At 69.4% G+C, this 20,514-nt stretch carries 25 protein-coding genes; 16 read left to right on the top strand and 9 right to left on the bottom strand.

Features of this window, described 5'->3' with window-relative positions:
* Nucleotides 1–16 precede the first annotated feature (16 nt).
* Entirely contained in the window at nucleotides 17–1,090 is a 1,074-nt protein-coding gene (locus V6M46_RS13725; protein ID WP_332666113.1) for an NAD-dependent epimerase/dehydratase family protein, read from the bottom strand.
* A 112-nt stretch (nucleotides 1,091–1,202) separates the two neighbouring features.
* Nucleotides 1,203–1,568 carry a DUF4345 family protein gene (locus V6M46_RS13730; protein WP_332666115.1) on the bottom strand — a complete coding sequence of 122 codons (366 nt, stop codon included), beginning with the start codon at nucleotides 1,566–1,568 and terminating at the stop codon, nucleotides 1,203–1,205.
* A 51-nt stretch (nucleotides 1,569–1,619) separates the two neighbouring features.
* On the opposite strand from V6M46_RS13730, the gene V6M46_RS13735 reads away from it, so the two are divergent.
* Nucleotides 1,620–2,438, top strand: coding sequence for a helix-turn-helix domain-containing protein (locus V6M46_RS13735; protein WP_332666117.1), 819 nt, complete (start codon nucleotides 1,620–1,622; stop codon nucleotides 2,436–2,438).
* On the opposite strand, the gene V6M46_RS13740 is transcribed toward V6M46_RS13735, so the two are convergent.
* Nucleotides 2,404–3,420, bottom strand: coding sequence for an aldose epimerase family protein (locus tag V6M46_RS13740; RefSeq protein WP_332666119.1), 1,017 nt, complete (start codon nucleotides 3,418–3,420; stop codon nucleotides 2,404–2,406). The two genes, V6M46_RS13735 and V6M46_RS13740, sit on opposite strands and share 35 nt — an antisense overlap.
* 148 nt (nucleotides 3,421–3,568) lie before the next feature.
* Between V6M46_RS13740 and V6M46_RS13745 the strand changes: the two genes are divergently transcribed.
* From V6M46_RS13745 to V6M46_RS13765, 5 genes are all read left to right on the top strand, one after another.
* On the top strand, nucleotides 3,569–4,153 hold the full coding sequence (locus V6M46_RS13745; protein ID WP_332666121.1) for an RNA polymerase sigma factor: 585 nt from the start codon (nucleotides 3,569–3,571) through the stop codon (nucleotides 4,151–4,153).
* The gene (locus tag V6M46_RS13750; protein ID WP_332666123.1) at nucleotides 4,150–4,407 is read left to right on the top strand and encodes an anti-sigma factor family protein; all 258 of its coding nucleotides are present in this window, start codon (nucleotides 4,150–4,152) and stop codon (nucleotides 4,405–4,407) included. The genes V6M46_RS13745 and V6M46_RS13750 overlap by 4 nt, the downstream gene beginning before the upstream one ends.
* A gap of 74 nt (nucleotides 4,408–4,481) precedes the next feature.
* Complete coding sequence (locus V6M46_RS13755; protein WP_332666125.1) at nucleotides 4,482–5,546, top strand: class I SAM-dependent methyltransferase; 1,065 nt, start codon at nucleotides 4,482–4,484, stop codon at nucleotides 5,544–5,546.
* Nucleotides 5,547–5,555: 9 nt separating this feature from the next.
* Nucleotides 5,556–6,281 (top strand): flavodoxin family protein, encoded by a 726-nt coding sequence (locus tag V6M46_RS13760; protein ID WP_332666127.1) that lies wholly within the window; start codon nucleotides 5,556–5,558, stop codon nucleotides 6,279–6,281.
* Between the two features lie 33 nt (nucleotides 6,282–6,314).
* Entirely contained in the window at nucleotides 6,315–6,725 is a 411-nt protein-coding gene (locus V6M46_RS13765) for a nuclear transport factor 2 family protein (protein WP_332666129.1), read from the top strand.
* A gap of 7 nt (nucleotides 6,726–6,732) precedes the next feature.
* On the opposite strand, the gene V6M46_RS13770 is transcribed toward V6M46_RS13765, so the two are convergent.
* The 3 genes from V6M46_RS13770 to V6M46_RS13780 form a co-directional block, all read right to left on the bottom strand.
* Nucleotides 6,733–7,302, bottom strand: coding sequence for a TetR/AcrR family transcriptional regulator (locus V6M46_RS13770; RefSeq protein ID WP_332666130.1), 570 nt, complete (start codon nucleotides 7,300–7,302; stop codon nucleotides 6,733–6,735).
* A gap of 166 nt (nucleotides 7,303–7,468) precedes the next feature.
* Complete coding sequence (locus V6M46_RS13775) at nucleotides 7,469–8,083, bottom strand: DUF2867 domain-containing protein (protein ID WP_332666131.1); 615 nt, start codon at nucleotides 8,081–8,083, stop codon at nucleotides 7,469–7,471.
* A 29-nt stretch (nucleotides 8,084–8,112) separates the two neighbouring features.
* Nucleotides 8,113–8,562: an Lrp/AsnC family transcriptional regulator gene (locus V6M46_RS13780; RefSeq protein ID WP_332666132.1), complete on the bottom strand. Its 450-nt coding sequence runs from the start codon at nucleotides 8,560–8,562 to the stop codon at nucleotides 8,113–8,115.
* A 162-nt stretch (nucleotides 8,563–8,724) separates the two neighbouring features.
* Here V6M46_RS13780 and pdhA point away from each other — a divergent pair, with 162 nt between their 5' ends.
* The 4 genes from pdhA to V6M46_RS13800 are packed head-to-tail and all read left to right on the top strand — an operon-like array spanning nucleotide 8,725 to nucleotide 13,123.
* Complete coding sequence (gene pdhA, locus V6M46_RS13785) at nucleotides 8,725–9,804, top strand: pyruvate dehydrogenase (acetyl-transferring) E1 component subunit alpha (protein ID WP_332666134.1); 1,080 nt, start codon at nucleotides 8,725–8,727, stop codon at nucleotides 9,802–9,804.
* Nucleotides 9,804–10,793: an alpha-ketoacid dehydrogenase subunit beta gene (locus tag V6M46_RS13790; protein WP_332666136.1), complete on the top strand. Its 990-nt coding sequence runs from the start codon at nucleotides 9,804–9,806 to the stop codon at nucleotides 10,791–10,793. Before pdhA ends, V6M46_RS13790 begins: the two co-directional genes overlap by 1 nt.
* Nucleotides 10,790–12,070, top strand: coding sequence for a dihydrolipoamide acetyltransferase family protein (locus V6M46_RS13795; protein WP_332666138.1), 1,281 nt, complete (start codon nucleotides 10,790–10,792; stop codon nucleotides 12,068–12,070). The genes V6M46_RS13790 and V6M46_RS13795 overlap by 4 nt, the downstream gene beginning before the upstream one ends.
* Before the next feature lie 12 nt (nucleotides 12,071–12,082).
* Nucleotides 12,083–13,123, top strand: coding sequence for a Glu/Leu/Phe/Val dehydrogenase family protein (locus V6M46_RS13800; protein WP_332666140.1), 1,041 nt, complete (start codon nucleotides 12,083–12,085; stop codon nucleotides 13,121–13,123).
* Here V6M46_RS13800 and V6M46_RS13805 read toward each other — a convergent pair.
* Nucleotides 13,120–13,425: an EthD family reductase gene (locus V6M46_RS13805; protein WP_332666142.1), complete on the bottom strand. Its 306-nt coding sequence runs from the start codon at nucleotides 13,423–13,425 to the stop codon at nucleotides 13,120–13,122. The genes V6M46_RS13800 and V6M46_RS13805 overlap by 4 nt on opposite strands.
* A gap of 10 nt (nucleotides 13,426–13,435) precedes the next feature.
* A complete protein-coding gene (gene paaZ / locus V6M46_RS13810) occupies nucleotides 13,436–15,478 on the bottom strand; it encodes a phenylacetic acid degradation bifunctional protein PaaZ (protein ID WP_332666144.1) in 2,043 nt (680 codons plus the stop codon).
* Between the two features lie 100 nt (nucleotides 15,479–15,578).
* On the opposite strand from paaZ, the gene paaA reads away from it, so the two are divergent.
* The 6 genes from paaA (at nucleotide 15,579) to paaI (ending at nucleotide 19,936) form a co-directional block, all read left to right on the top strand.
* Nucleotides 15,579–16,529 (top strand): 1,2-phenylacetyl-CoA epoxidase subunit PaaA, encoded by a 951-nt coding sequence (gene paaA, locus V6M46_RS13815; RefSeq protein WP_332666146.1) that lies wholly within the window; start codon nucleotides 15,579–15,581, stop codon nucleotides 16,527–16,529.
* Nucleotides 16,522–16,818 (top strand): 1,2-phenylacetyl-CoA epoxidase subunit PaaB, encoded by a 297-nt coding sequence (gene paaB, locus V6M46_RS13820; protein WP_332666148.1) that lies wholly within the window; start codon nucleotides 16,522–16,524, stop codon nucleotides 16,816–16,818. The genes paaA and paaB overlap by 8 nt, the downstream gene beginning before the upstream one ends.
* 79 nt (nucleotides 16,819–16,897) lie before the next feature.
* Nucleotides 16,898–17,839, top strand: a complete 942-nt coding sequence (paaC, locus tag V6M46_RS13825) for a 1,2-phenylacetyl-CoA epoxidase subunit PaaC (RefSeq protein ID WP_332666150.1) — start codon at nucleotides 16,898–16,900, stop codon at nucleotides 17,837–17,839.
* Nucleotides 17,840–17,848: 9 nt separating this feature from the next.
* Nucleotides 17,849–18,373, top strand: a complete 525-nt coding sequence (gene paaD / locus V6M46_RS13830; RefSeq protein ID WP_332666152.1) for a 1,2-phenylacetyl-CoA epoxidase subunit PaaD — start codon at nucleotides 17,849–17,851, stop codon at nucleotides 18,371–18,373.
* Nucleotide 18,374: 1 nt separating this feature from the next.
* Nucleotides 18,375–19,481 carry a 1,2-phenylacetyl-CoA epoxidase subunit PaaE gene (gene paaE, locus V6M46_RS13835; protein ID WP_332666154.1) on the top strand — a complete coding sequence of 369 codons (1,107 nt, stop codon included), beginning with the start codon at nucleotides 18,375–18,377 and terminating at the stop codon, nucleotides 19,479–19,481.
* An 11-nt stretch (nucleotides 19,482–19,492) separates the two neighbouring features.
* On the top strand, nucleotides 19,493–19,936 hold the full coding sequence (gene paaI, locus V6M46_RS13840; protein WP_332666156.1) for a hydroxyphenylacetyl-CoA thioesterase PaaI: 444 nt from the start codon (nucleotides 19,493–19,495) through the stop codon (nucleotides 19,934–19,936).
* Here paaI and V6M46_RS13845 read toward each other — a convergent pair.
* A partial coding sequence (locus V6M46_RS13845) for a TetR/AcrR family transcriptional regulator (RefSeq protein WP_332666158.1) occupies nucleotides 19,933–20,514 on the bottom strand: 582 nt, incomplete at its 5' end. The genes paaI and V6M46_RS13845 overlap by 4 nt on opposite strands.

Genomic DNA, 20,514 nt, shown 5'->3' on the forward strand with positions numbered 1-20,514 from the left:
GGCGCTCAGGCCCGGATCACGTACGTCGCTTGTTGGCACGACGCTGCTCACGCCACGCGTCGTAGTGATCGAGCACGGTCTGCTCGACGGGACGGTAGGAGATTCCGAGCTCGTCGACGCTGCGGCGGTTGTCGACGCGGAACCGGATCCCGAGGTGCTTGCGGATGTAGTCCTGGGTCAGCCCGAAGCGCGGGCCGAGGACGCGCACAGCCCGGTCGGGAACGCCATGCCGCGGCACTGCCAGTCGACGCGGATGACGGTCGCGGATGATCCGCGACATCTGTCGCATGGAGACCATCTCATCCCGTGCCAGGATGTAGCGGCCGGACGCGGACTCGACCTCCGCGGCCCGGATGTGGGCCGCGGCGACGTCGCGCACGTCGACGAAGGTGAAGCTGAAGTTCGGTGCACCGTAGAAGAAGTAGCCGCTCATCAGCTCGTTCATGAGGAACAGGCTGCCGGAGTCGGATGCCGTGCCGAGCGAGGGGCCGAGCACGAGACCGGGATTGATGGTCACCATGCTCCACCGGCTCTGCCTGCGCGCGAGGCCCCAGGCCTCGAGCTCGGCGACCGTCTTGGCGTAGTGGTACGGGTTGTTCTCCAGCGTGCTCGTGGTGTTGAAGTACTCCTCGGTGAGGATCTGGTCCTTCATCTCCCGGACGTCGACGTAGTCGCCGAAGATCGCTCCCACGGTCGAGGTCAGCACCAGCCGCTCGACCGAAGGCGTACGGTCGACACTTCCGACGACGTTCCGGGTGCCCTCGAGGGCCGGGTCGACCACGTCCTGCCGGCCGTCCCGGATCTGCTCTGGCAGGAGGAACGGCGAAGCGACGTGGAAGACGTAGCGGCACCCGGCCATGGCCTCGTCGAATGCGCCGGGATGCATGAGGTCGGCCTCGAAGAGCTCCAGCGACCCGGACGCGGTGGCGGCGATCTGCCGGAGCGGCTCGACCTTGTCCGTACGGCTGAGGTCCCGCACGCTCGCCCGGACCACGTAGCCGCGGTCGAGCAGCTGCCGGACGAGGTGACTCGCGACGAAGCCACTGCCGCCCGTGACCAGCACCGGGGCATTCGAGGGGTCTGGGCTCATCGGGGTGCCTTTCACTAGCGGTCCGTCGATGACTCGTGGGAGGAACCTACCGTGCGGGCCGACAGCTCGCTCCGTCAATTGGGTACGTCCGAAGGAGGGCGCGGAACGACCGTCAGGCGGCGAGGAGAAGCAGCCCGCCAGCGACCAGCTCGACGCCGAAGTAGAACCAGATCGGGTAGAACCGCACGGAGGTGTCGAACACTCGCGACAGGAGCCGGCCGGCGGCCATGCCGATGAGGGCGACGCCGACGGTCACGACGGCGCCGGTACGGATGTCGCCGAGGTCGAGGGCTGCGGCGCCCAGCACAGTCGCCATGGCAATGCCGAAACCTCCGTAGACCGCGCGGACTTCTGAACGGCTCTCGGGCGTCTGGACAGACATCCTGAACGGGGCGGCGAGTGCTGCCGGGGCCGCGAGCGCATACAGGCCCATGGCGAGGAAGAAGAGTCCGATGACGGCGATGACGATCGTGGCCATGCATGCTCCTAGAAGGTTCCGGCTGTTGGGCGCCATGCGATCATCGCTCGTATGGTGTCCGAGCCGCTTCCGGAAACGTGCTGCGATGAGCGGCCGACCGTGTGGCTTTGGGAAGGGCACGCCGCATACTGCGGGCCGTCCCTCCGGCTGGACACCCACTCGGCCTCGGTTCACTGCTTCGCGCTCGGCCTCGATGCGCCCTTCACGGTGCGATCAGCCGGCGCCGTGGACCGACGAGCACGAAGCGCGTTGATTCCGGCGCGAACGTCGCATCAGGTCCTCGCCGGCGACGGACGCATGATGTTCTTCTATGTCGATCCCAGTGCAACGGCGTCGGAGAGTCTCTTCGGTCAGATGATCGACCGTGGCACGCCGATCGCCTTTCAGCATCGGGACGAGACGGCGTTGATCTCGGCGTGGAACGCGGCACCGTCGCCGGATCCGGAGATCGTGCGACTGCGCCTTCTGGGAGCCGTGGAGGTGGACTCGATCGATGACAGGATTCGCGCGGCGATGCGAATGCTGCGCTCCAGGCCCGGCGATCAGCTGAGCGCGGTGGAGATCGCGGCCGCGGTCAATCTCTCGCCGTCACGCTTCCTGCACCTCTTTTCGGTGCACGCAGGTACGAGCTTTCGTCGCTACCGGCTGTGGGTCAGGATGTGTCACGCGGCCGGCGCCTTCAGCAACGGAGCAGACCTCACGTCAGCCGCCAGCGAAGCCGGCTTTGCCTCGCCGAGCCATTTCAGCGACGCATTCCGCACGATGTTCGGGCTCACGGCCACCGCGCTGCTCGCCGGCCAGGCCCGCATCGTCGTGAGCGGAGACGAGGCCGTGGTCAGACCACGGAGAACTCGTAGCGCACCACGTTGACGTACGTCTCGCCCGGCCGCAGCACGCGCTGCGGGAAGTGCGCGTGGTTGATCGAGTCGGGGAACGTCTGCATCTCCGCCGTGACCCCGGCGAACGCGGCGTACGTGTCGAGGTCGCCCTTGGCGCTGGCGCCCTCGAGGTAGCCACCGGCATACACCTGGATGCCCGGCTGGTCCGTGACCAGGGTGAGGCGTCGGCCGCTGGCCGGATCGGTCAGCGTCGCCACCTGGCGCATGCCGTCACCGTCGAGCACCCAGTTGTGGTCGTAGCCGGCGTTGTCGACGGCGGCGATGTTCTTGCCGATCGGCGTCTCGGTACGGAAGTCGAACGGTGTGCCGGCGACGCTGAGGATCTCGCCGGTGGGCAGCAGCTCGGCGTCGACCGGCGTGTACGTCGAGGCGTCGACCTGCAGCACCTGCTCGAGCACCGTCCCGGAGTCGTGACCGGCCAGGTTGAAGTACGCGTGATTGACCAGGTTGACGAGCGTCGGCCGATCCGTCTCGGCCTCGATCCGGATCTCGAGCGCGGCGCCGTCGAGCGTGTAGGTCACGTGGGCGTCGAGATTGCCGGGATAGCCCTCCTCGCCGTCGGGTGACCTGCGCAGGAACGTGACACTGTCGCGCTCCGGGTCCAGCGCGGTCGACCATACGTGCGTGTCGAAGCCGCGGGGGCCGCCGTGCACGTGGTTCGCGCCCTCGTTGGGTGTGACGGCGTGCTTCGTGCCGTCGATCTCGAAGCGGCCCTCGCGGATCCGGTTGGCGTAGCGGCCGGCGGTCACGCCGAAGTAGTACGGATCGCGGGGCAGCTCGTCGTACGACTTCCGGCCCAGGACGACGTCGGCGAGGACGCCGTCACGGTCGGGTGCGTGCAGCTCGAGGATGCGTGCGCCGAGGTCGGTGAGGACGACGCGGCAGACGTCGTTGGTGATCGTGGTGATCGTGATGTCGTGGTCGCCTGCGGTGGCCGTGAAGCTGTCGAGCATCGTGAGACTTTCTGGAACGGGTCGGAGCCCCACCTTCTGGCGTGGCCACGGAGCTCCTCCTCACCGCGACCAGCACTCTAGCCGAGCGGGTCAACACGGCTCGGAAGGGCTATGGCGGACCCGACCGGGCGAGTCCTAGGCTCCGAGGATGGACGACCACGCGCTGGTCGCACGCCTTCGCGCCGGTGACGAAGGCGCCTTCGTCTCGCTCGTGCGGCAGCACCAGCCCGGCCTGCTCAGGCTGGCCGAAGCCATGGTCGGAAGCCGCGCGGTCGCCGAGGAGGTCGTGCAGGACACCTGGCTCGCGGTCTGCAAGGGTGCCGCGGCGTTCGAGGGGCGATCGTCGCTCAAGACCTGGATCTTCACGATCCTCGTCAATCGTGCGCGGTCCACCGCGTCGCGGGAGCATCGCACCGAGCCGGTCGACGGGGACGAGTACGACGGGTGCTTCGACTCGTCGGGCGTCTGGGCGACGCCGCCGATCCCGTGGTCGGAGAAGGTCGACGACGAGATCGTCGCACGCCAGTTCGCCAAGGAGGTCTCCAAGGTGCTGCCGAGCCTGCCGGATGCCCAGCAGCAGGTCCTCCTGCTGCGCGACGTGGAGGGGCTGCCGGCCGCGGAAGTGTCTACGCTGCTGAGTATCAGCGACGGCAATCAGCGGGTCCTGCTGCACCGCGCGCGGTGCCGGATCCGCCAGCATCTGGAGAATTCGATGGGAGGTGAATGGTCATGATGTGGTGGAAGAAGCGCCGCGCCATCGTGTGTGAGCAGGCCGTTCGCCTGATGGCGGGCTATCTCGACGGCGTCCTGCCCGACGCCGATCGCGCCCGGCTCGAGGCCCATCTGTCCGGCTGCCCGCACTGCAGCGAGCACCTCGCCCAGCTCCGCATCGCGATCCTCGCCGCCGGTCACGTCCAGCCCGACGACCTGCCCGAAGAGGCGGTCGACGACCTCGTCGAGGTGTTCCGGCGCTGGCAACAGCACTAGGAGTCGTCGAGCTTTCTGTAACGCCGATGGGGTCCGCAGGGACTACTCATCAGGGCGACAGAAAGGAAACTTCCATGACCACCACGATTGACGAAGCCAAGCTCGAGGCCTTCATGGGTCAGCTGGCCGGCTACATGACGGGCGCCACGGTATGTCTGGGCATCTGGCTCGGCGACCGTCTGGGGCTCTTCCAGGCACTCAACGGCAGCGGACCCACGACCGCCGACGAGCTGGCCGAGCGTACGAACTGCCACCCACGGCTGGTCCGCGAGTGGCTCAACGCCCAGGCGGCCGGCGGCGTGCTGGCCTATGACGGCGCGACCGACACCTACGAGCTGTCTGCGGAGGTGGGTCTGGCCGTGGCCGACGAGGACTCGCCGGCCTTCACCGCGCGCGGACTCAGTGTCCTCAACTCGCTGTTCATCGACGCCGAGAAGGCCGCTGACACGATCCGTGGCAACGGGGCGCTGAGCTGGGCCGATCACGACCATCACCTGTTCGACGGCACCGAGTGGTTCTTCCGCACGGGCTATCGCGAGGGTCTGCCGGTATGGATCAACGCCCTGGACGGCGTCTCGGACGTGCTTCATGCCGGCGGCAGCATCGCCGACATCGGTTGCGGTCACGGCGCCGCTGCTGTCGTACTGGCCGACCTCTACCCGGAGGCGACCATCACGGGCTTCGACTTCCACACTCCCTCGGTCGACACTGCGACGGAGCGCGCCGCTGAGGCCGGGGTGCCGGACCGGGTGTCGTTCCGCCAGGCGGATGCCCAGGGGTACGACGGAAGCTACGACCTGATCTGCTTCTTCGACTGCCTGCACGACATGGGCGATCCGGTCGGGATCCTGCGCTACGCCAGGGAACACCTGAACCCGGGCGGCACGATCCTGCTGGTCGAGCCGTTCGCGCTCGACGACCTCGCCGCCAACATCGCGGACAATCCGATGGCCGCGATCTTCTACACCGCGTCGGCGACGATCTGCACGCCCAACTCGCATTCGCAGGACGTCGGTCTGGGCATCGGCACGCAGGCCGGGGCCGCCAGGCTCCGCGAGGTGGCGAACGAGGCCGGGCTGACGCACGTACGTACCGCCGATCAGACACCGTTCAACCTCGTACTCGAGGTCCGACCCTAGGAAGTGACGATGACCGCCGAACCCACGACCGATGTCGACTACTCCGACCTGAGCGCCGTCTTCATCAACTGCACGCTCAAGCGATCACCCGAGGTCTCGAACACCGAGGGCCTGGCCGCGATCTCGATCGACATCATGCGCAAGCAGGGTGTTGCCGTCGAGTCGATCCGGGCCGTCGACCACGAGATCGCCACGGGTGTGTGGCCGGACATGACCGAGCACGGCTGGGAGCGCGACGACTGGCCGGGCATCTTCGACAAGGTCATGGCGGCCGACATCCTGGTGCTCACGACGCCGATCTGGCTCGGCGAGAAGTCGTCGGTGTGCACGCGCGTCGTCGAGCGGCTCTACGGCAACTCGAGCCAGCTCAACGACGCCGGGCAGTACGCGTACTACGGCCGGGTCGGCGGGTGCCTCGTGACCGGCAACGAGGACGGCGTGAAGCACTGCGCCATGAACATCCTCTATTCGCTCCAGCACCTCGGGTACGTCATCCCGCCACAGGCGGACTCGGGCTGGATCGGCGAGGCCGGGCCCGGACCCAGCTATCTGGATCCGGGCTCCGGCGGGCCGGAGAACGACTTCACCAACCGCAACACCACGTTCATGACGTGGAACCTGCTGCACCTGGCCCGCATGCTCAAGGACGCGGGCGGCATACCGGCGCACGGCAACCAACGATCCCGGTGGGATGCCGGCTGCCGGTTCGACTTCGCCAATCCCGAGTATCGCTGACCCGGGTCGGAGGGCGTGAGTGAACATGTATGCATGGATGATCCGCTCGAGGCCGTCGTCGAGACGTACCTGACCGCACTGCGCGAGGCCGACCTCGAGCGGGTGCTGTCGCTGTTCGCTCCGGATGCCGTGGTGCACTCGCCGCTCTACGGAGTGATGGCGCCGGCCGAGTTCTACCCGGCGCTGTTCGCCGACACGAGCGAGGCGAACCTGCAGCTGCGATCGGTCATGCATGGTCGCGACATCGATGGGGTCAGGACCATGAGCTTCTGGTTCCACTTCGACTGGCGCCTCCCGTCAGGCGCCGCAGCACCGTTCGACGTCGTGGACCTCGTGACGCTCGACGAGGACGGCAGGTTCACCTCGCTGCACATCATCTACGACACCGTGGACGTGCGGCCGGCTTTCGAGGCCGAAACCGGCCGGCCGTCCTGGCGTCAGTAGGGACGGGTCAGGAGAGGATGCGGTCGCCGAGGCCGTCCAGCACGATGTCGAGGATCCGGTCGTGCCAGTCGTGGCGGGCCGCGGTGGTGCTGTCACCGTTCCTGCGGGACAGCGGGTAGGCCCCGACCGTTCCCTTGACCGACGTGGTGAGGGCGAGGTTGCCGGCGATCTGCACCGCGACAGTTGCGTCCTCGATCGTGAAACCCTGATCGCGCAGTGACGCGATGTAGGGCGTGACCTGCTCGACGACGCGCTGAGGCCATTTCGGCGGCGAGAGGGCGACGACGTCGTAGCCGGGGTAGCGCTCACAGATGGCCCACACGGAGTGGGTGACCTCGCGGAGCAGGTCACGCCACGGCAGGTCGGCCTCCGGCCAGTCGACCGAGAGGGCGGCCCGCTCGATCGCGTGGACGAGCAGCTCCTCGCGGTCCTCGACGTAGCGGTAGAGGCCCGAGTGCGCGACGCCCAACCGTGCGGCGATCGACGGCATGGTGAACGTCGCGATGCCGTCCTCGAGCACGGCGTCCACGATGAGTTCCATGCTGAGGGAGCGTGGCCGGCCCGGTCTGCGGTCCATGCCCATGATCGTACGGGCCGCCGGATGTGTCTGCCTGTCTGGCCGCCTCCCCGGGCGAGCCTGGCGCGTGTGCAGGCGTCGAGGGGGCCGTTACCGCGAGAATCGCGGCATCCATCGACGCCTGCACTGGTTGGTTACCCAGAGCGACGACGGGGAAACGACCTGGCTACCGGCTCGGGCGGGAGCTCCATTGACGCTCGACCTGCCGCATGAGCGCGGGATAGACGATCAGGTAGCGGAACGGCTTGATGAACGCGAGGTATGCCCGGCCGAGTGTGCCTCGCGGCTTGACGTAGACCGCCAGCTGCGCCTGGTAGGTGTCGTCACCCTGCTTGGCCCAGGCGAGGTGCAGCACTCCGTGCACGGTCCGGTTGGAGATCTCGGCGGCGAACTCGTCATCCGTACGGAAGAGCGGCACGAACGGCAACGAGTCGAACCGCACATCGGCTGCCGTGCCCTGCAGCTCGACGGGCAGCCGCTCGCTGAGCGACGTCTGGCTGGTCCCCGGGATCGGCAGCGAGCCCGCGGCCGCATCGGCCGTGGTCGAGATCCGGCCGAGGTTGAACCATCTGCCGAGGAGATCGCGGGCGCCCCACAGCACGCGCGTCGGGAGCGACCTGGTCTGCGTCGGGTCGGAGGTGGTCAAGATGTCGAGCACCTCCGGGAAGTCGCCGGCCCGACCGCGCACGGGCAGGGCCCAGACATCCTCGACGGTGAAGTCCGGCGCGATCTCCCGGATGCGCCACGGGTGGGCCTCGTGCACAGCGTTCGGGATTCTCATGGCCTCGCCTCGATCAGTCTCCTCCGATCCTAGGCCCGCTCCGGCGACGACTCCTCGAACACCAGGAGGGTGCGCGTGCTGAGGATGCCGGGGATGCCCTGGATCTCGTCGAGCACCAGGCGCCGCAGGTCGGCGTTGTCACGGGCGCGCACCAGCATCACCACGTCGAACTCGCCACCGACGAGGGCGATGTGCTCGACGCCGTCGAGGGCCCGCAGCTGCGCATGGATGCTGCGCCAGTCGGGCTGGCGGACGTTCATCGTGAGGTACGCCGACGTGCCGAGCCCGCGACCGACCGGGTCGACGAGGGCGGTGTAGCCCTTGATGACGCCTGACTCGGTGAGCCGCTCGACACGGGCGTAGGCGTTGGCGCGCGAGATGTGGACCTCTTCGGCGAGCTGCCGCATCGAGAGCCGGCCGTCGCGCTCGAGCGCGTCGAGGATCCGGGTGTCGATGTCGTCGATCTGGGCTCCGGCCATCTGTCTCTCACTCCTGGTGTGACGTGCATCATGTTGGACGAACGGCAGCATATCGCGCCGCTCGCCAAGACATCTTCTCGACAATCGTGCAGGACTTGAACTCGGATGGCCGGGAGGCGCACTGTTCTGTGAACAGCACTATTCGTCGAAAGGGTGTGTCCCGTGTCGAGCCTCCTGCCGTCGGAGCAACCAGTCCAGCTGCTCGACCCCGAGGGTCACCGCGTCGAGGGCGCGGCTCACGACTTCCCGTCGGACGACGACATGGTGCGGGCGCACGAGGCGCTGGTCGTCGGCCGGCGCATCAACGAGCAGGCGTACGCCCTGGTGCGCCAGGGCCGTCTCGCGGTCTACCCGTCGTCGCACGGCCAGGAGGCCTGCGAGGTCGCTGCCGCGCTCGTGCTCGGCGACCAGGACTGGCTCTTCCCGACCTACCGCGATGTCGTCTCGATCGTCGGCCGCGGCGTCGACCCGGTCGAGACGTTGGTGCTGCTCAAGGGTGACTGGCACTGCGGCTACGACCCGACGGAGCACCACGTCGCGCCCCAGACGACACCGCTCGCGACCCAGCTGATCCATGCCGTCGGGGTCGCGCACGCCGCGACGCTGCGTGGCGAGGACACCGTCGTGATGGCGATGTGCGGTGACGGGGCGACGAGCGAGGGCGACTTCCACGAGGCGCTCAACTTCGCCGCGGTTTTCAAGGCGCCGGTGATCTTCTTCGTGCAGAACAACGAGTACGCCATCTCGGTGCCGCTGGCCCGCCAGAGCGTCGCGCCGTCCTTGGCGCACAAGGGCGTCGGCTACGGCATGCCGGGGGAGCGCGTTGACGGCAACGACATCGCCGCACTGCTGTCGGTGCTGGGCTCCGCGGTGGAGTCGGCGCGCAGCGGTGGCGGCCCGCAGCTCATCGAGGCGCACACCTACCGGATGCAGGCGCACACCAACGCCGACGACGCGACTCGCTACCGCCCCGACGACGAGGTCGAGGCGTGGCGGGCCCGCGACCCGCTGCTGCGCAGCGAGGCGTACCTGACCGGCCGCGACCTGCTCACGGAGGAGCGCCGGGCCGAGATCGCCGCGAACGCCGAGGCGGTCGCCACCGCGATGCGGGACGGTCTGATGAAGGACGTCGAGCCCGACCCGCAGGAGCTGTTCAGCAACATCTACGCGACGCCGACGCCGCAGCTGCGGGAGCAGGCCGCCTTCCTCGCCGAGGAACTGACCCGGGAGGACGCGCACTGATGGCCGAGCACGAGAAGATCACGATGGCGCAGGCGTTCAACCAGGCACTGCGGGACGCCATGACGGCCGACGAGTCCGTGCTGGTGTTCGGCGAGGACGTCGGTGCCCTCGGCGGCGTCTTCCGCGTCACCGACGGCCTCACCGCCGAGTTCGGCGACGCCCGCTGCTTCGACACGCCGCTGGCGGAGTCCGGGATCATGGGCATGGCCGTCGGGCTCGCGATGAACGGCATGCGACCCGTCGTGGAGATGCAGTTCGACGCGTTCGCCTACCCGGCGTTCGAGCAGGTCGTCAGCCACGTCGCCAAGATGCGCAACCGCACGCGCGGCGCCGTCGGCCTGCCGATCACGATCCGCATCCCGTACGCCGGAGGCATCGGCGGCGTCGAGCACCACTGCGACTCGTCGGAGGCCTACTACGTGCACACGCCGGGGCTGACCGTCGTGGCACCGGCGACGGTCGCGGATGCGTACACGCTGATGCGCGAGGCGATCTCGTCGCCGGACCCCGTCGTCGTGCTGGAGCCGAAGAAGCTCTACTGGAGCAAGGACGAGGTCGACCTCGACGAGGCGCAACCCGGCATCGGCCGGGCGGTCGTACGCCGTGAGGGCACCGACGCCACCCTGATCGCGTACGGCACCTCGGTGCCGATCGCGCTCGAGGCCGCAGACGCCGCCGCGACCGAGGGCCGGAGCCTGCAGGTCGTCGACGTCCGGTCGCTCGTGCCGTTCGACGACGAGACGGTGTGCGCGGCCGTACGCTCGACCGGGCGTGCCGTCGTGATCGCCGAGGCCGCCGGGTTCGCCAGCGTCTCGTCGGAGATCGTCGCCCGGGTCACGGAGCGCTGCTTCCACCACCTCGCCGCGCCGGTCCGCCGGGTCACCGGGTTCGACATCCCGTACCCCCCGCCCAAGCTCGAGCACTTCCACCTGCCGAGCGTCGACCGCATCCTCGACGCCGTCGACACGCTCCAGTGGGACGACGTATGACCCGACAGACCTTCGTGCTGCCGGACCTCGGTGAAGGGCTCACCGAGGCCGAGGTCGTGCGCTGGCTCGTCGCGGTCGGCGACGAGGTCGTGGTCGACCAGCCCGTCGTCGAGGTCGAGACCGCCAAGTCGATCGTCGAGGTCCCCTCGCCGTACGCCGGCCGGGTCAGCGAGCTGCACGGTGCCGAGGGCGGCACGGTCGCCGTGGGCAGCCCGCTGATCTCGGTGGAGTCAGCGCCGGTGGAGGCCGAGGCGGCCGCCGAGACCTATCGCCAGGAGGAGCGTGCCGGGTCCGGCAACGTCCTGATCGGCTACGGCACGCCGGAGGGCGCAGACAGCGGCCGGCGGCGCCGGCCCCGAGCGACCGCACCCGAGGCCGCCCCCGCCGCACCGCCCGCGCGGCCGTCGTCCGTGCCCCGGGTGACGTCGCCGCTGGTACGCCGGCTGGCCCGTGAGGCCGGCGTCTCGATCCTCGGCATCACCGGCACCGGCGTCGACGGGCTCATCACCCGCCGTGACGTCCAGGCCGCGATCGACGCTGCCGCGACACCAGCCGCCCCGGAGGCCGCGAGCCGTACGGGTCTCGAGGTCGCCGTGCGCACGCCGATGAGCGGGTTCCGCAAGGCCGTCTCGACGGCGCTGTCGCGCAGCCGCAGCGAGATCCCCGAGGCCACGGTGTGGGTCGACGTCGACTTCACCGAGCTGTTCGAGCTGCGCGCCGCGGCGAAGGCGGCCGGCAAGCCGGTGCCGGGCCTGCTGGCGTACCTTGCGCGCTTCACGGTCGCGGCCCTGCGGGCACACCCCGAGCTCAACGGCGAGGTCGACACCACGCGCGACGAGCTGATCCAGTACGCCGGCATCAACCTCGGGCTGGCCGTGCAGACCGATCGCGGCCTGCTCGCGCCCGCGGTGCTGAACGCGCACCTGCTCACGACCGCGGAGCTCGACACCGAGATCCGCCGGGTCACCGAGGCCGCGCGCGAAGGCCGGGCGACGCAGGCCGAGCTGACCGCGGGGACGTTCACGCTCAACAACTACGGCGCGTTCAACGTCGACGGCAGCGCCGCGATCATCAACCATCCGCAGGTCGCGATCCTCGGCTTCGGCCGGGTCATCGATCGCGCCTGGGTCGTCGACGGCGAGCTGGCGATCCGCAAGATCGCGCAGATGTCGTTCGTCTTCGACCACCGGGTGTGCGACGGGGGGACGGCAGCAGGCTTCATGCGGATCGTCGCGGATGCGATCGAGTCGCCGGCGTCGGCGATTGCGAATCTCTAGGAGGGAGTCATCATGATCGAGGACCTCGTCGTCGGGTGGGACGGTGTGCTGTGCTCGACCCGGTACGACCGGGAGACGGGCGCATTCTTCGTCATCGCGGTGCACTCGCGCCAGCGGGGCCCGGCCGCGGGAGGCACCCGCGCGATGCAGTACGAGACGTACGCCGACGCCGTGGCCGACGCGATGCGCCTGGCGAGCTCGATGACGCTCAAGATGGCCGCCGCGGACCTGCCGATGGGCGGCGGCAAGTCGGTCATCGCGCTACCGGCCGCGCGGCACGACATCGACGACGCCACCTGGCAGCGGATCCTGGCGATCCACGCCGAAGACCTGTCGATCCTCAACGGCAGCTACTGGACCGGTCCCGATGTCGGCACGACGGCCGAGGACATGGATGTGCTGCACGCCGCGTCGGGGCTGGCGTTCGGTCGGTCCGAGCGCGCCGGCGGACCGGGCTCGAGCGCGCCGTCGACCGCGCAGGGCGTGCATGTCGCGCTCGTGCGGGCCGCAGCCGAGGCCGGCCTGGACGACCTCACGGGTCGCCGCGTCGTGATCCAGGGTCTCGGTGCCGTCGGCATGGACGTCCTGCGGCTGACCCGCAAGGACGGTGCCGAGCTGATCGCCTCGGACATCGACGAGGAGAAGTGCGAGCAGGCCCGCGAGCTCGGCGCGACCATCGTGCCGCCCGACGACGTCCTGGACCTCGAGTCCGACGTCTTCGTGCCGTGCGCGATGGGCGGCCTGATCGACCTCGACGTCGCCCGGCGGATCCGTACGTCCGTCATCGCCGGCGCGGCCAACACCATCCTGACCGAGCCCGCGGTCGGTGACGAGCTGGCCCGGCGAGGCATCGTCTACGCGCCGGACTTCATCGCGAACAGCGGTGGCGCGATCCACCTCGTCGGCCGCGAGGTCCTGGGCTGGTCCGCCCAGGAGGTCGCCGCACACATCGAGGGCATCGGCGCGACGCTCGGTGAGGTGTTCGAGCAGGCGCGGGCGACCGGGAGCAGCGCCGAGCACGCGGCGCACGTGCTCGCCGAGTCGCGGCTCTAAAGCGTCGTCTCGGTGACCTCGCCGGTGAACGTCGTCATCGACGCGACGTCGAACGTCTGCGCGTCGGCGGCGGTCTCGGCCATCTCGGGCGACTTCAGGGCAGCCTTGAGTGCATCGCCGTCGTCGAACCACAGCTCGGCGACGAAGTACGGCGCATCGCCGCCGAGTCCCCTCGGGTGCGAGCGGGAGAAGCGGCGCAGGCCGGGCAGCTTCGACGCCAGGGGTATGTGCACCTCGGTGTAGTGCTGCTCGAACGCCTCGGGGTCGGCGGGCGCGCCGTACTGGATCGTGATGCGGTGCATGGAGGTCCTCTCAGCTTGCGGGGGGCCAGGTCTTGGCGACGAGGGTCAGGACGTCATACGTCGCGACGGGCTTGCCCTCGGCGTTGGCGACGACGGCGTCCCACCGGACCTCACCGTAGTCGGCGCTGTTGCGCGGCGTGATCTGCTTGACCGTCAGCGTGACGTCGATCGTGTCGTCGGCCTTGACCGGGGTGAGGAACCGCAGGTTGTCGACGCCGAAGTTGGCCAGCACGGGGCCGGGACTCGGCTCGACGAACAGGCCGGCGGCCAGCGACACGACGAGGTAGCCGTGCGCGACGATGCCGCCGAACAGCGGGTTGGCGGCCGCGGCCTCCGGGTCGGTGTGGGCGTAGAACGTGTCGCCGGTGAACTCCGCGAAGTGGCCGATGTCCTCGAGGGTGACCGTGCGCGATGCCGAGCGGATGGTGTCGCCGATGCGCAGCTCCGCGAGGCTCTTGCGGAACGGGTGCACGTCGTCGACGCGCTGCTCGGAGCCCTTGATCCACTGGCCGGTGATCGCCGTGAGCATGTCGGGCGATGCCTGGATCGCGGTGCGCTGCATGTGGTGCAGGACGCCGCGGATGCCGCCGAGCTCCTCGCCGCCACCCGCGCGACCGGGACCGCCGTGCACCAGCATCGGCAGCGGCGATCCGTGGCCGGTCGACTCCGGGGCGTCGTCGCGGTCGAGCACCAGGATGCGGCCGTGCCAGGGTGCGAGGCCAAGGGTCACGGTGCGGGCGACGCCGGGGTCGTGGGTGACGAGCGAGCCGGCGAGGCTGCCCTGCCCGCGAGCCGCGAGCGCGATCGCCTCGTCCACCGAGTCGTACGTGATGACGGTGCTGACCGGGCCGAAAGCCTCGACCTCGTGGGGCTCGGTGGCGCCGGCGGTGGCCCGTAGCAGGATCGGCGACATGAACGCCCCGGTCTCGGCGTCGGCGTCGATGACCTCCACGCGGTCGGGGTCGCCGTACACGACCTCGGCGGAACCGCGCAGGATCTGCACGGCCTTGCGGACCTCGTCGCGCTGAGCGAGGCTCGCGAGCGCGCCCATGCGTACGTCGGGGTTGGCCGGGTTGCCGACGGTGATCTTCGCGAGCCGGGCGCTGATCGCCGCGACGATGTCGTCGGCGATCGCGGTGGGCACGATCGTGCGGCGGATCGCGGTGCACTTCTGGCCGGCCTTGACCGTCATCTCGGCGACGACACCCTTGACGTACAGGTCGAACTCGGGGTCGTCGGTCGTGACGTCGGGGCCCAGGATCGAGCAGTTGAGCGAGTCGGCCTCGACGCCGAGCTGCGCGCCGCCGTGCAGCACCGAGGGGTGCTGGCGCAGTGTGGCGCCGGTGCTGGCGGAGCCGGTGAACGCGATGGAGTCCTGCGCGCCGAGCTGGTCGAGCAGGCCCTCGGGGCTGCCGCACAGCAGCTGCAGCGAACCCTCCGGCATCAGCCCGGACTCGATGATGCGGCGGACGACGAGCTCGGTGAGGTACGCCGTCTGGCTCGCCGGCTTGACGATCGTGGGGAGCCCGGCGAGGAACGCGGGTGCGAGCTTCTCGAGCATGCCCCAGACCGGGAAGTTGAACGCGTTGATCTGCACCGCGACACCCGGCCGCGAGGTGTAGAGGTGCTGGCCCAGGAACACGCCGGTCTTGCCGAGCTGCTCCGTCGCGCCGTCGAGGATCACGGTGTCGTTGGGCAGCTCGCGGGTGCCCTTGCTGGCGTAGCTGAAGACCGTGCCGATGCCGCCGTCGATGTCGACCTGGGAGTCGCGGAGCGTTGCGCCCGTACGCGCCGACAGTGCGTAGAGCTCGTCCTTGTCAGCGCCGAGGTGCTTCGCGACGGCCTTCAGGATGCCGGCGCGCTCATGGAAGGTCAGTGCGCGGATCGCCGGTCCACCAACGTTGCGGGCGTGGTCGACCATCGCCGAGAGGTCCAGGCCGGTCGCCGAGATCCGGGCGACCTCCTCGCCGGTTGACGCGTCGAGGAGGGGCTTGCCGTCGTCGGAGGCGCGGAACCACGAGCCTCCGGCATAGCTTTCGAGCAGTGCACTCACGGGTTGGCGGCCTTTCGTTGCATGAACCTGATGTCGCGTGCAAGACTATTACAGACCGTTCGGTCAGTAAATGGCTGACGCGAGATTTCTGGAGGCGTACATGACGCTGGCACCTGAGGCCGATGAGGAGCTCCAAGCCGCGTTCGAGACCACGATCGCACGGCACGACCGCATCGAGCCGCGCGACTGGATGCCGGAGGGCTACCGCAAGACCGTGATCCGGCAGGTTGCGCAGCACGCGCACTCGGAGATCATCGGCATGCAGCCCGAGGGCAACTGGATCACGCGGGCCCCGTCGCTGCGCCGCAAGGCGATCCTGCTGGCCAAGGTTCAGGACGAGGCCGGTCACGGGCTCTACCTCTACTCCGCCTGCGAGACGCTCGGTGTCTCCCGCCTCGAGCTCACCGAGATGCTGATCGGAGGCAGGCAGAAGTACTCCTCGATCTTCAACTACCCCGCGCTGTCGTACGCCGACGTCGGCACGATCGGCTGGCTCGTCGACGGCGCCGCGATCTGCAACCAGGTGCCGCTGTGCCGCACGTCGTACGGGCCCTACGGCCGGGCGATGATCCGGATCTGCAAGGAGGAGTCGTTCCACCAGCGCCAGGGCTATGAGCTGCTGGCGACGATGATGCGCGGCACCGACGAGCAGCGCGAGATGGTGCAGGAGTCGGTCAACCGGTTCTGGTGGCCGGCGCTCATGATGTTCGGTCCGCCCGACGACGACTCGCCCAACACCGCGCAGTCGATGGCGTGGGGCATCAAGCGCAACACCAACGACGACCTGCGCCAGCGCATGGTCGACATGACCGTGCCGCAGGCCGAGGCGCTCGGCGTGACCCTGCCGGATCCCGAGCTGAAGTGGAACGAGAAGCGCCAGTCGTACGACTTCGGGTCGCCGGACTGGGACGAGTTCAAGGACGTCATCAAGGGCAACGGCCCGTGCAACACGCAGCGCATCGCGCACCGTCGCCGCGCGCATGAGGACGGCGCGTGGGTGCGCGAGGCCGCGACAGCGTTCGCCGCGAAGGAAGGAAACAGGCATGACTGAGCCGATCCAGGCCGACTGGCCGCTGTACGAGGTGTTCGTCCGCGGCAAGCGGGGACTCAACCACGTGCACGTCGGCTCGCTGCACGCGGCCGACGACGAGATGGCGGTGCGCCACGCCCGCGACGTCTACACCCGGCGCAACGAGGGCATCAGCATCTGGGTCGTCCGGTCCGACGCGATCACGGCGTCGAGCCCCGACGAGAAGGACCCGTTGTTCGCTCCGAGCGGCGACAAGGTCTACCGGCACCCCACGTTCTACGACATCCCCGACAACGTCCCCCACATGTGATCTCACCCCGCGGAATCCTTCGTTCCCCCGCTTCGCTCCTCCACGAACGATTCCGCGGGGACCCCGAGAAAGAATGGACATGAACACACCTGACCCGAGCCACCTGCCCGATGACGCCTCCGTCTACGACGAAGGGCTCCTGGTGAGCGACGACTCCCAGTGGGCCTTCGGCACCGACTTCGAGGACCCCCTGGCCGGTGTCGACACGACCGTCCCCGACGGTGTCGACACGCACGAGCTCGCGATCTACTGCCTGATGCTCGCCGACGACGCGCTCGTGATGTCGCACCGGTTGTCGCAGTGGTGCAGCAACGCGCCCGACCTCGAGGAGGACATCGCGCTGGCCAACATCGCGCTCGACCTGCTCGGTCAGGCGCGCCTGCTCCTGGCCCGAGCGGCGGCGGCCGATCCCTCGGTCGTACCGGCCCTGCCCGACGGGTCGCCCGTGCCCCCGGAGGACGCGCTCGCGTTCTTCCGCGGCGATCGCGAGTTCCGCAACGTACGCCTGGTCGAGGCCGACAACGGTGACTTCGCCATGACGATCGCCCGGCTGCTGCTGTTCTCGACCTGGCGGCTCGCCCTGTTCGAACGGCTCGCGGCCAGTCGCGACCACGTGCTGTCGGCCGTCGCGGTCAAGGGCGTCAAGGAGATGACGTATCACCGCGACTACGCCGGACGCTGGTTCCTCACGCTCGCCCGCGGCACCGACGAGTCGCGCCGGCGCCTCGTCGCCGGGCTCGAGGCGACCTGGCCGCTGCACGCGGAGCTGTTCACGACGCACCGCGCCGAGCTCGTGACGTCGGAGTCGGGTGTCGGCGTCGACCCGGCGGCCGTTGCCGACGAGGTCGACGTGCTGCTCGAGCAGGTGTTCTCGATGAGTGGCGTCGACCGCCCCGAGGTCGCGCCACTGGCGGGCGTGCGCGGCGAGACCGGTCGCGACGGGTTGCACACCGAGGCATTCAGCCGGCTGCTCGCCGAGATGCAGGTCGTGGCCCGCGCGCACCCCATGGGAAGTTGGTAGGCCGTGAGCATGACGATCGAGTACAAGACCGAGCTGGCCGGCTCGCTCTCGCGTGCGCGTTCCGTGGCTGCCTCGGTGACCGACCCCGAGATGCCGATGCTGACGCTCGAGGACCTCGGCGTGCTGCGCGACGTCGAGATCGTCGGCGACACCATGATCGTGACGATCACCCCGACCTACTCCGGCTGCCCCGCGATGGCGACGATGCGCGACGACCTGGTGCACCGACTCCGCGATGCCGGATTCGCCGACGTCGAGGTGCGCGTCAGCCTCCATCCGGCCTGGTCGAGCGACTGGATCACCCCCCGAGGACGCGAAGCGCTCGCCGAGCACGGCATCTCCCCGCCGGGTGCGGCGCCGCACCACGCGGGCCCGGTCGTGCTGTCGCTGCTGCCCATCCGCCGAACGCTCGACTGCCCGCGCTGCGGGTCGTCCGACGTGGCACTCACCTCGGAGTTCGGCCCCACGGCGTGCAAGGCGCTCTACCGCTGTGTGTCCTGCCTCGAGCCGTTCGAGCACGTCAAGGAGATCTGACATGACGGTCATGGCCGCACCGGTCTCGTCGACCCGTGCCTCGTTCCACACGCTCACGGTCGCCTCCGTGGAGCAGCTGACGGAGGACTCGGCGGCGATCACGTTCGACGTCCCCGACGACCTGCGCGGGGCGTACGACTTCGTGCCCGGCCAGTCGCTGACGCTGCGCAGGATGATCGACCCTTCGACAGGCTCAGGGGAACCGGAGGACCACCGCCGTACGTACTCGATCTGCGCTGCGGTCGGCGAGCGCCCGCGCATCGGCGTGCGCGAGATCCCCGACGGGCTGTTCTCGCGCTGGCTCGTCCACGACGTACGCCCGGGGGACCGCATCGAGGTGCAGACGCCGACCGGCAGCTTCCGCGCGGATCCCGAGGCCGGCGGGCGGCACCTGTGCATCGCCGCGGGTTCCGGCATCACGCCGATGATCTCGATCGTGTCGTCGATGCTGCGGCACTCGGACGCCGAGATCACGATGCTCTACGGCAACCGCACGAGCCGGTCGGTGATGTTCGCCGAGGAGCTGGCCGACCTCAAGAACCTGTACGGGCCCCGCTTCGAGCTCGTCCACGTGCTGTCGCGCGAACCGCGCGACGTCGAGCTGTTCTCCGGCCGGCTCGAGGCCGACCGCGTGCGCCGGCTGTTGGCGGCCCTGGTGCCGGTCAGCGACGTCGACGACGTGTGGCTGTGTGGTCCGTTCGGGCTGATCGCGGATGCCCGCCAGGTCCTCGAGGAGCTCGGCGTCGAGCCCGCCAAGGTGCACTTCGAGCTGTTCTACGTCGACGAGCCGCCGCCGGAGCTGCACCGCGCCGACCAGGTCGTCTCGGGCGTGACGAGCGACGTGACGATCGTGCTCGACGGGCGTACGACGACCGCCCCGATGTCGCGCGACCAGAGCGTGCTCGACGGCGCAGCCGCCACGCGCCACGACCTGCCGTTCGCCTGCAAGGGCGGCGTCTGCGGGACGTGCCGCGCCAAGGTCACCGACGGCGAGGTCGAGATGCGGCGCAACTACGCGCTCGAGGACACCGAGGTCGAGGCCGGCTTCGTGCTGACCTGCCAGAGCCACCCCGTGACCGAGACCGTGACCGTCGACTTTGATGCCTGACGGGAAGCGGCATGACTGACACACCAGAGGAGATCGCGCGGGCCAGCGCCGACACGATGTGGGCCGCCGACGAGGCCAGCCGCCTCCTCGGCATGGAGATCGTCGAGGTGGGACCCGGACGCGCCAAGGTGTCGATGGTCGTGCGCCCCGACATGATCAACGGCTGGGATGTGTGCCACGGCGGGTTCGTCGCGTCGTTGGCCGACAGTGCGTTCGCGCTGGCCTGCAACTCATTCGGTGAGGTGACGGTGGCCTCGGGCTTCGACATCGCATTGCTCGAGCCGGCTCACGCCGGCGACACGTTGCTCGCCGTCGCCGAGCAGCGCGCGACTCGCGGACGTACCGGGATCTACGACGTCACGGTCACCCGGACCGACGGTGCCGGGCCGGCGACGATCGCCGAGTTCCGCGGCCGCAGCCACGCGACCGGCCGGCCGATCAAGGGCGCGCCTTAGCCCTCGTGCAGCGAGAGCCCGTCGAACGCCAGCGTGGCGATCGATGCGGCGAGGTCATCGGGGTCGACCGGTCCACCCGGGCGGTACCACTCGACGAGTGAGTTGACCATGCCGAACAGCAGCCGGCTGATGAGGTCGGGCGGGATGTCACCGCGCAGCGAGCCCTCGTCGACCGCGGCCTGCACGAGGGTCGCCAGCCGCTCGTCGATCTGGCGTCGGCGCTTGAGCGCGGCGAGCTCGACCTCGCTGTTGCCGTGCACGCGGAGCAGCAGGGTGACGGCGGGCAGGTGCGCGACGAGGATCTCGACCGACTCCTGCACCACGGTGCGCAGCCGCTCGTACGCGCTGGTGCCCGGTGCGGCAGCCGCGGCCGAGTCGACCGCTGCCGAGAGGCCGTCGAGCGCCTCGTCGAGGGCGGCCGCCAGGAGGTGCTCCTTGCTCGGCACGTGGTGGTAGATCGCCGACTTGGTCAGCCCCAGCTCCTTGGCGAGGTCGCCCATGCTGGTGCCGTCGTAGCCCTGGCGGTTGAACAGCTCGATCGCGCGGCGCAGCACGGTCTGCTGGTCGTAGCCGGGCCG

Origin of the sequence: Aeromicrobium sp. (assembly GCF_036676885.1) — a bacterium.
Taxonomy (GTDB): Bacteria; Actinomycetota; Actinomycetes; order Propionibacteriales; family Nocardioidaceae; genus Aeromicrobium.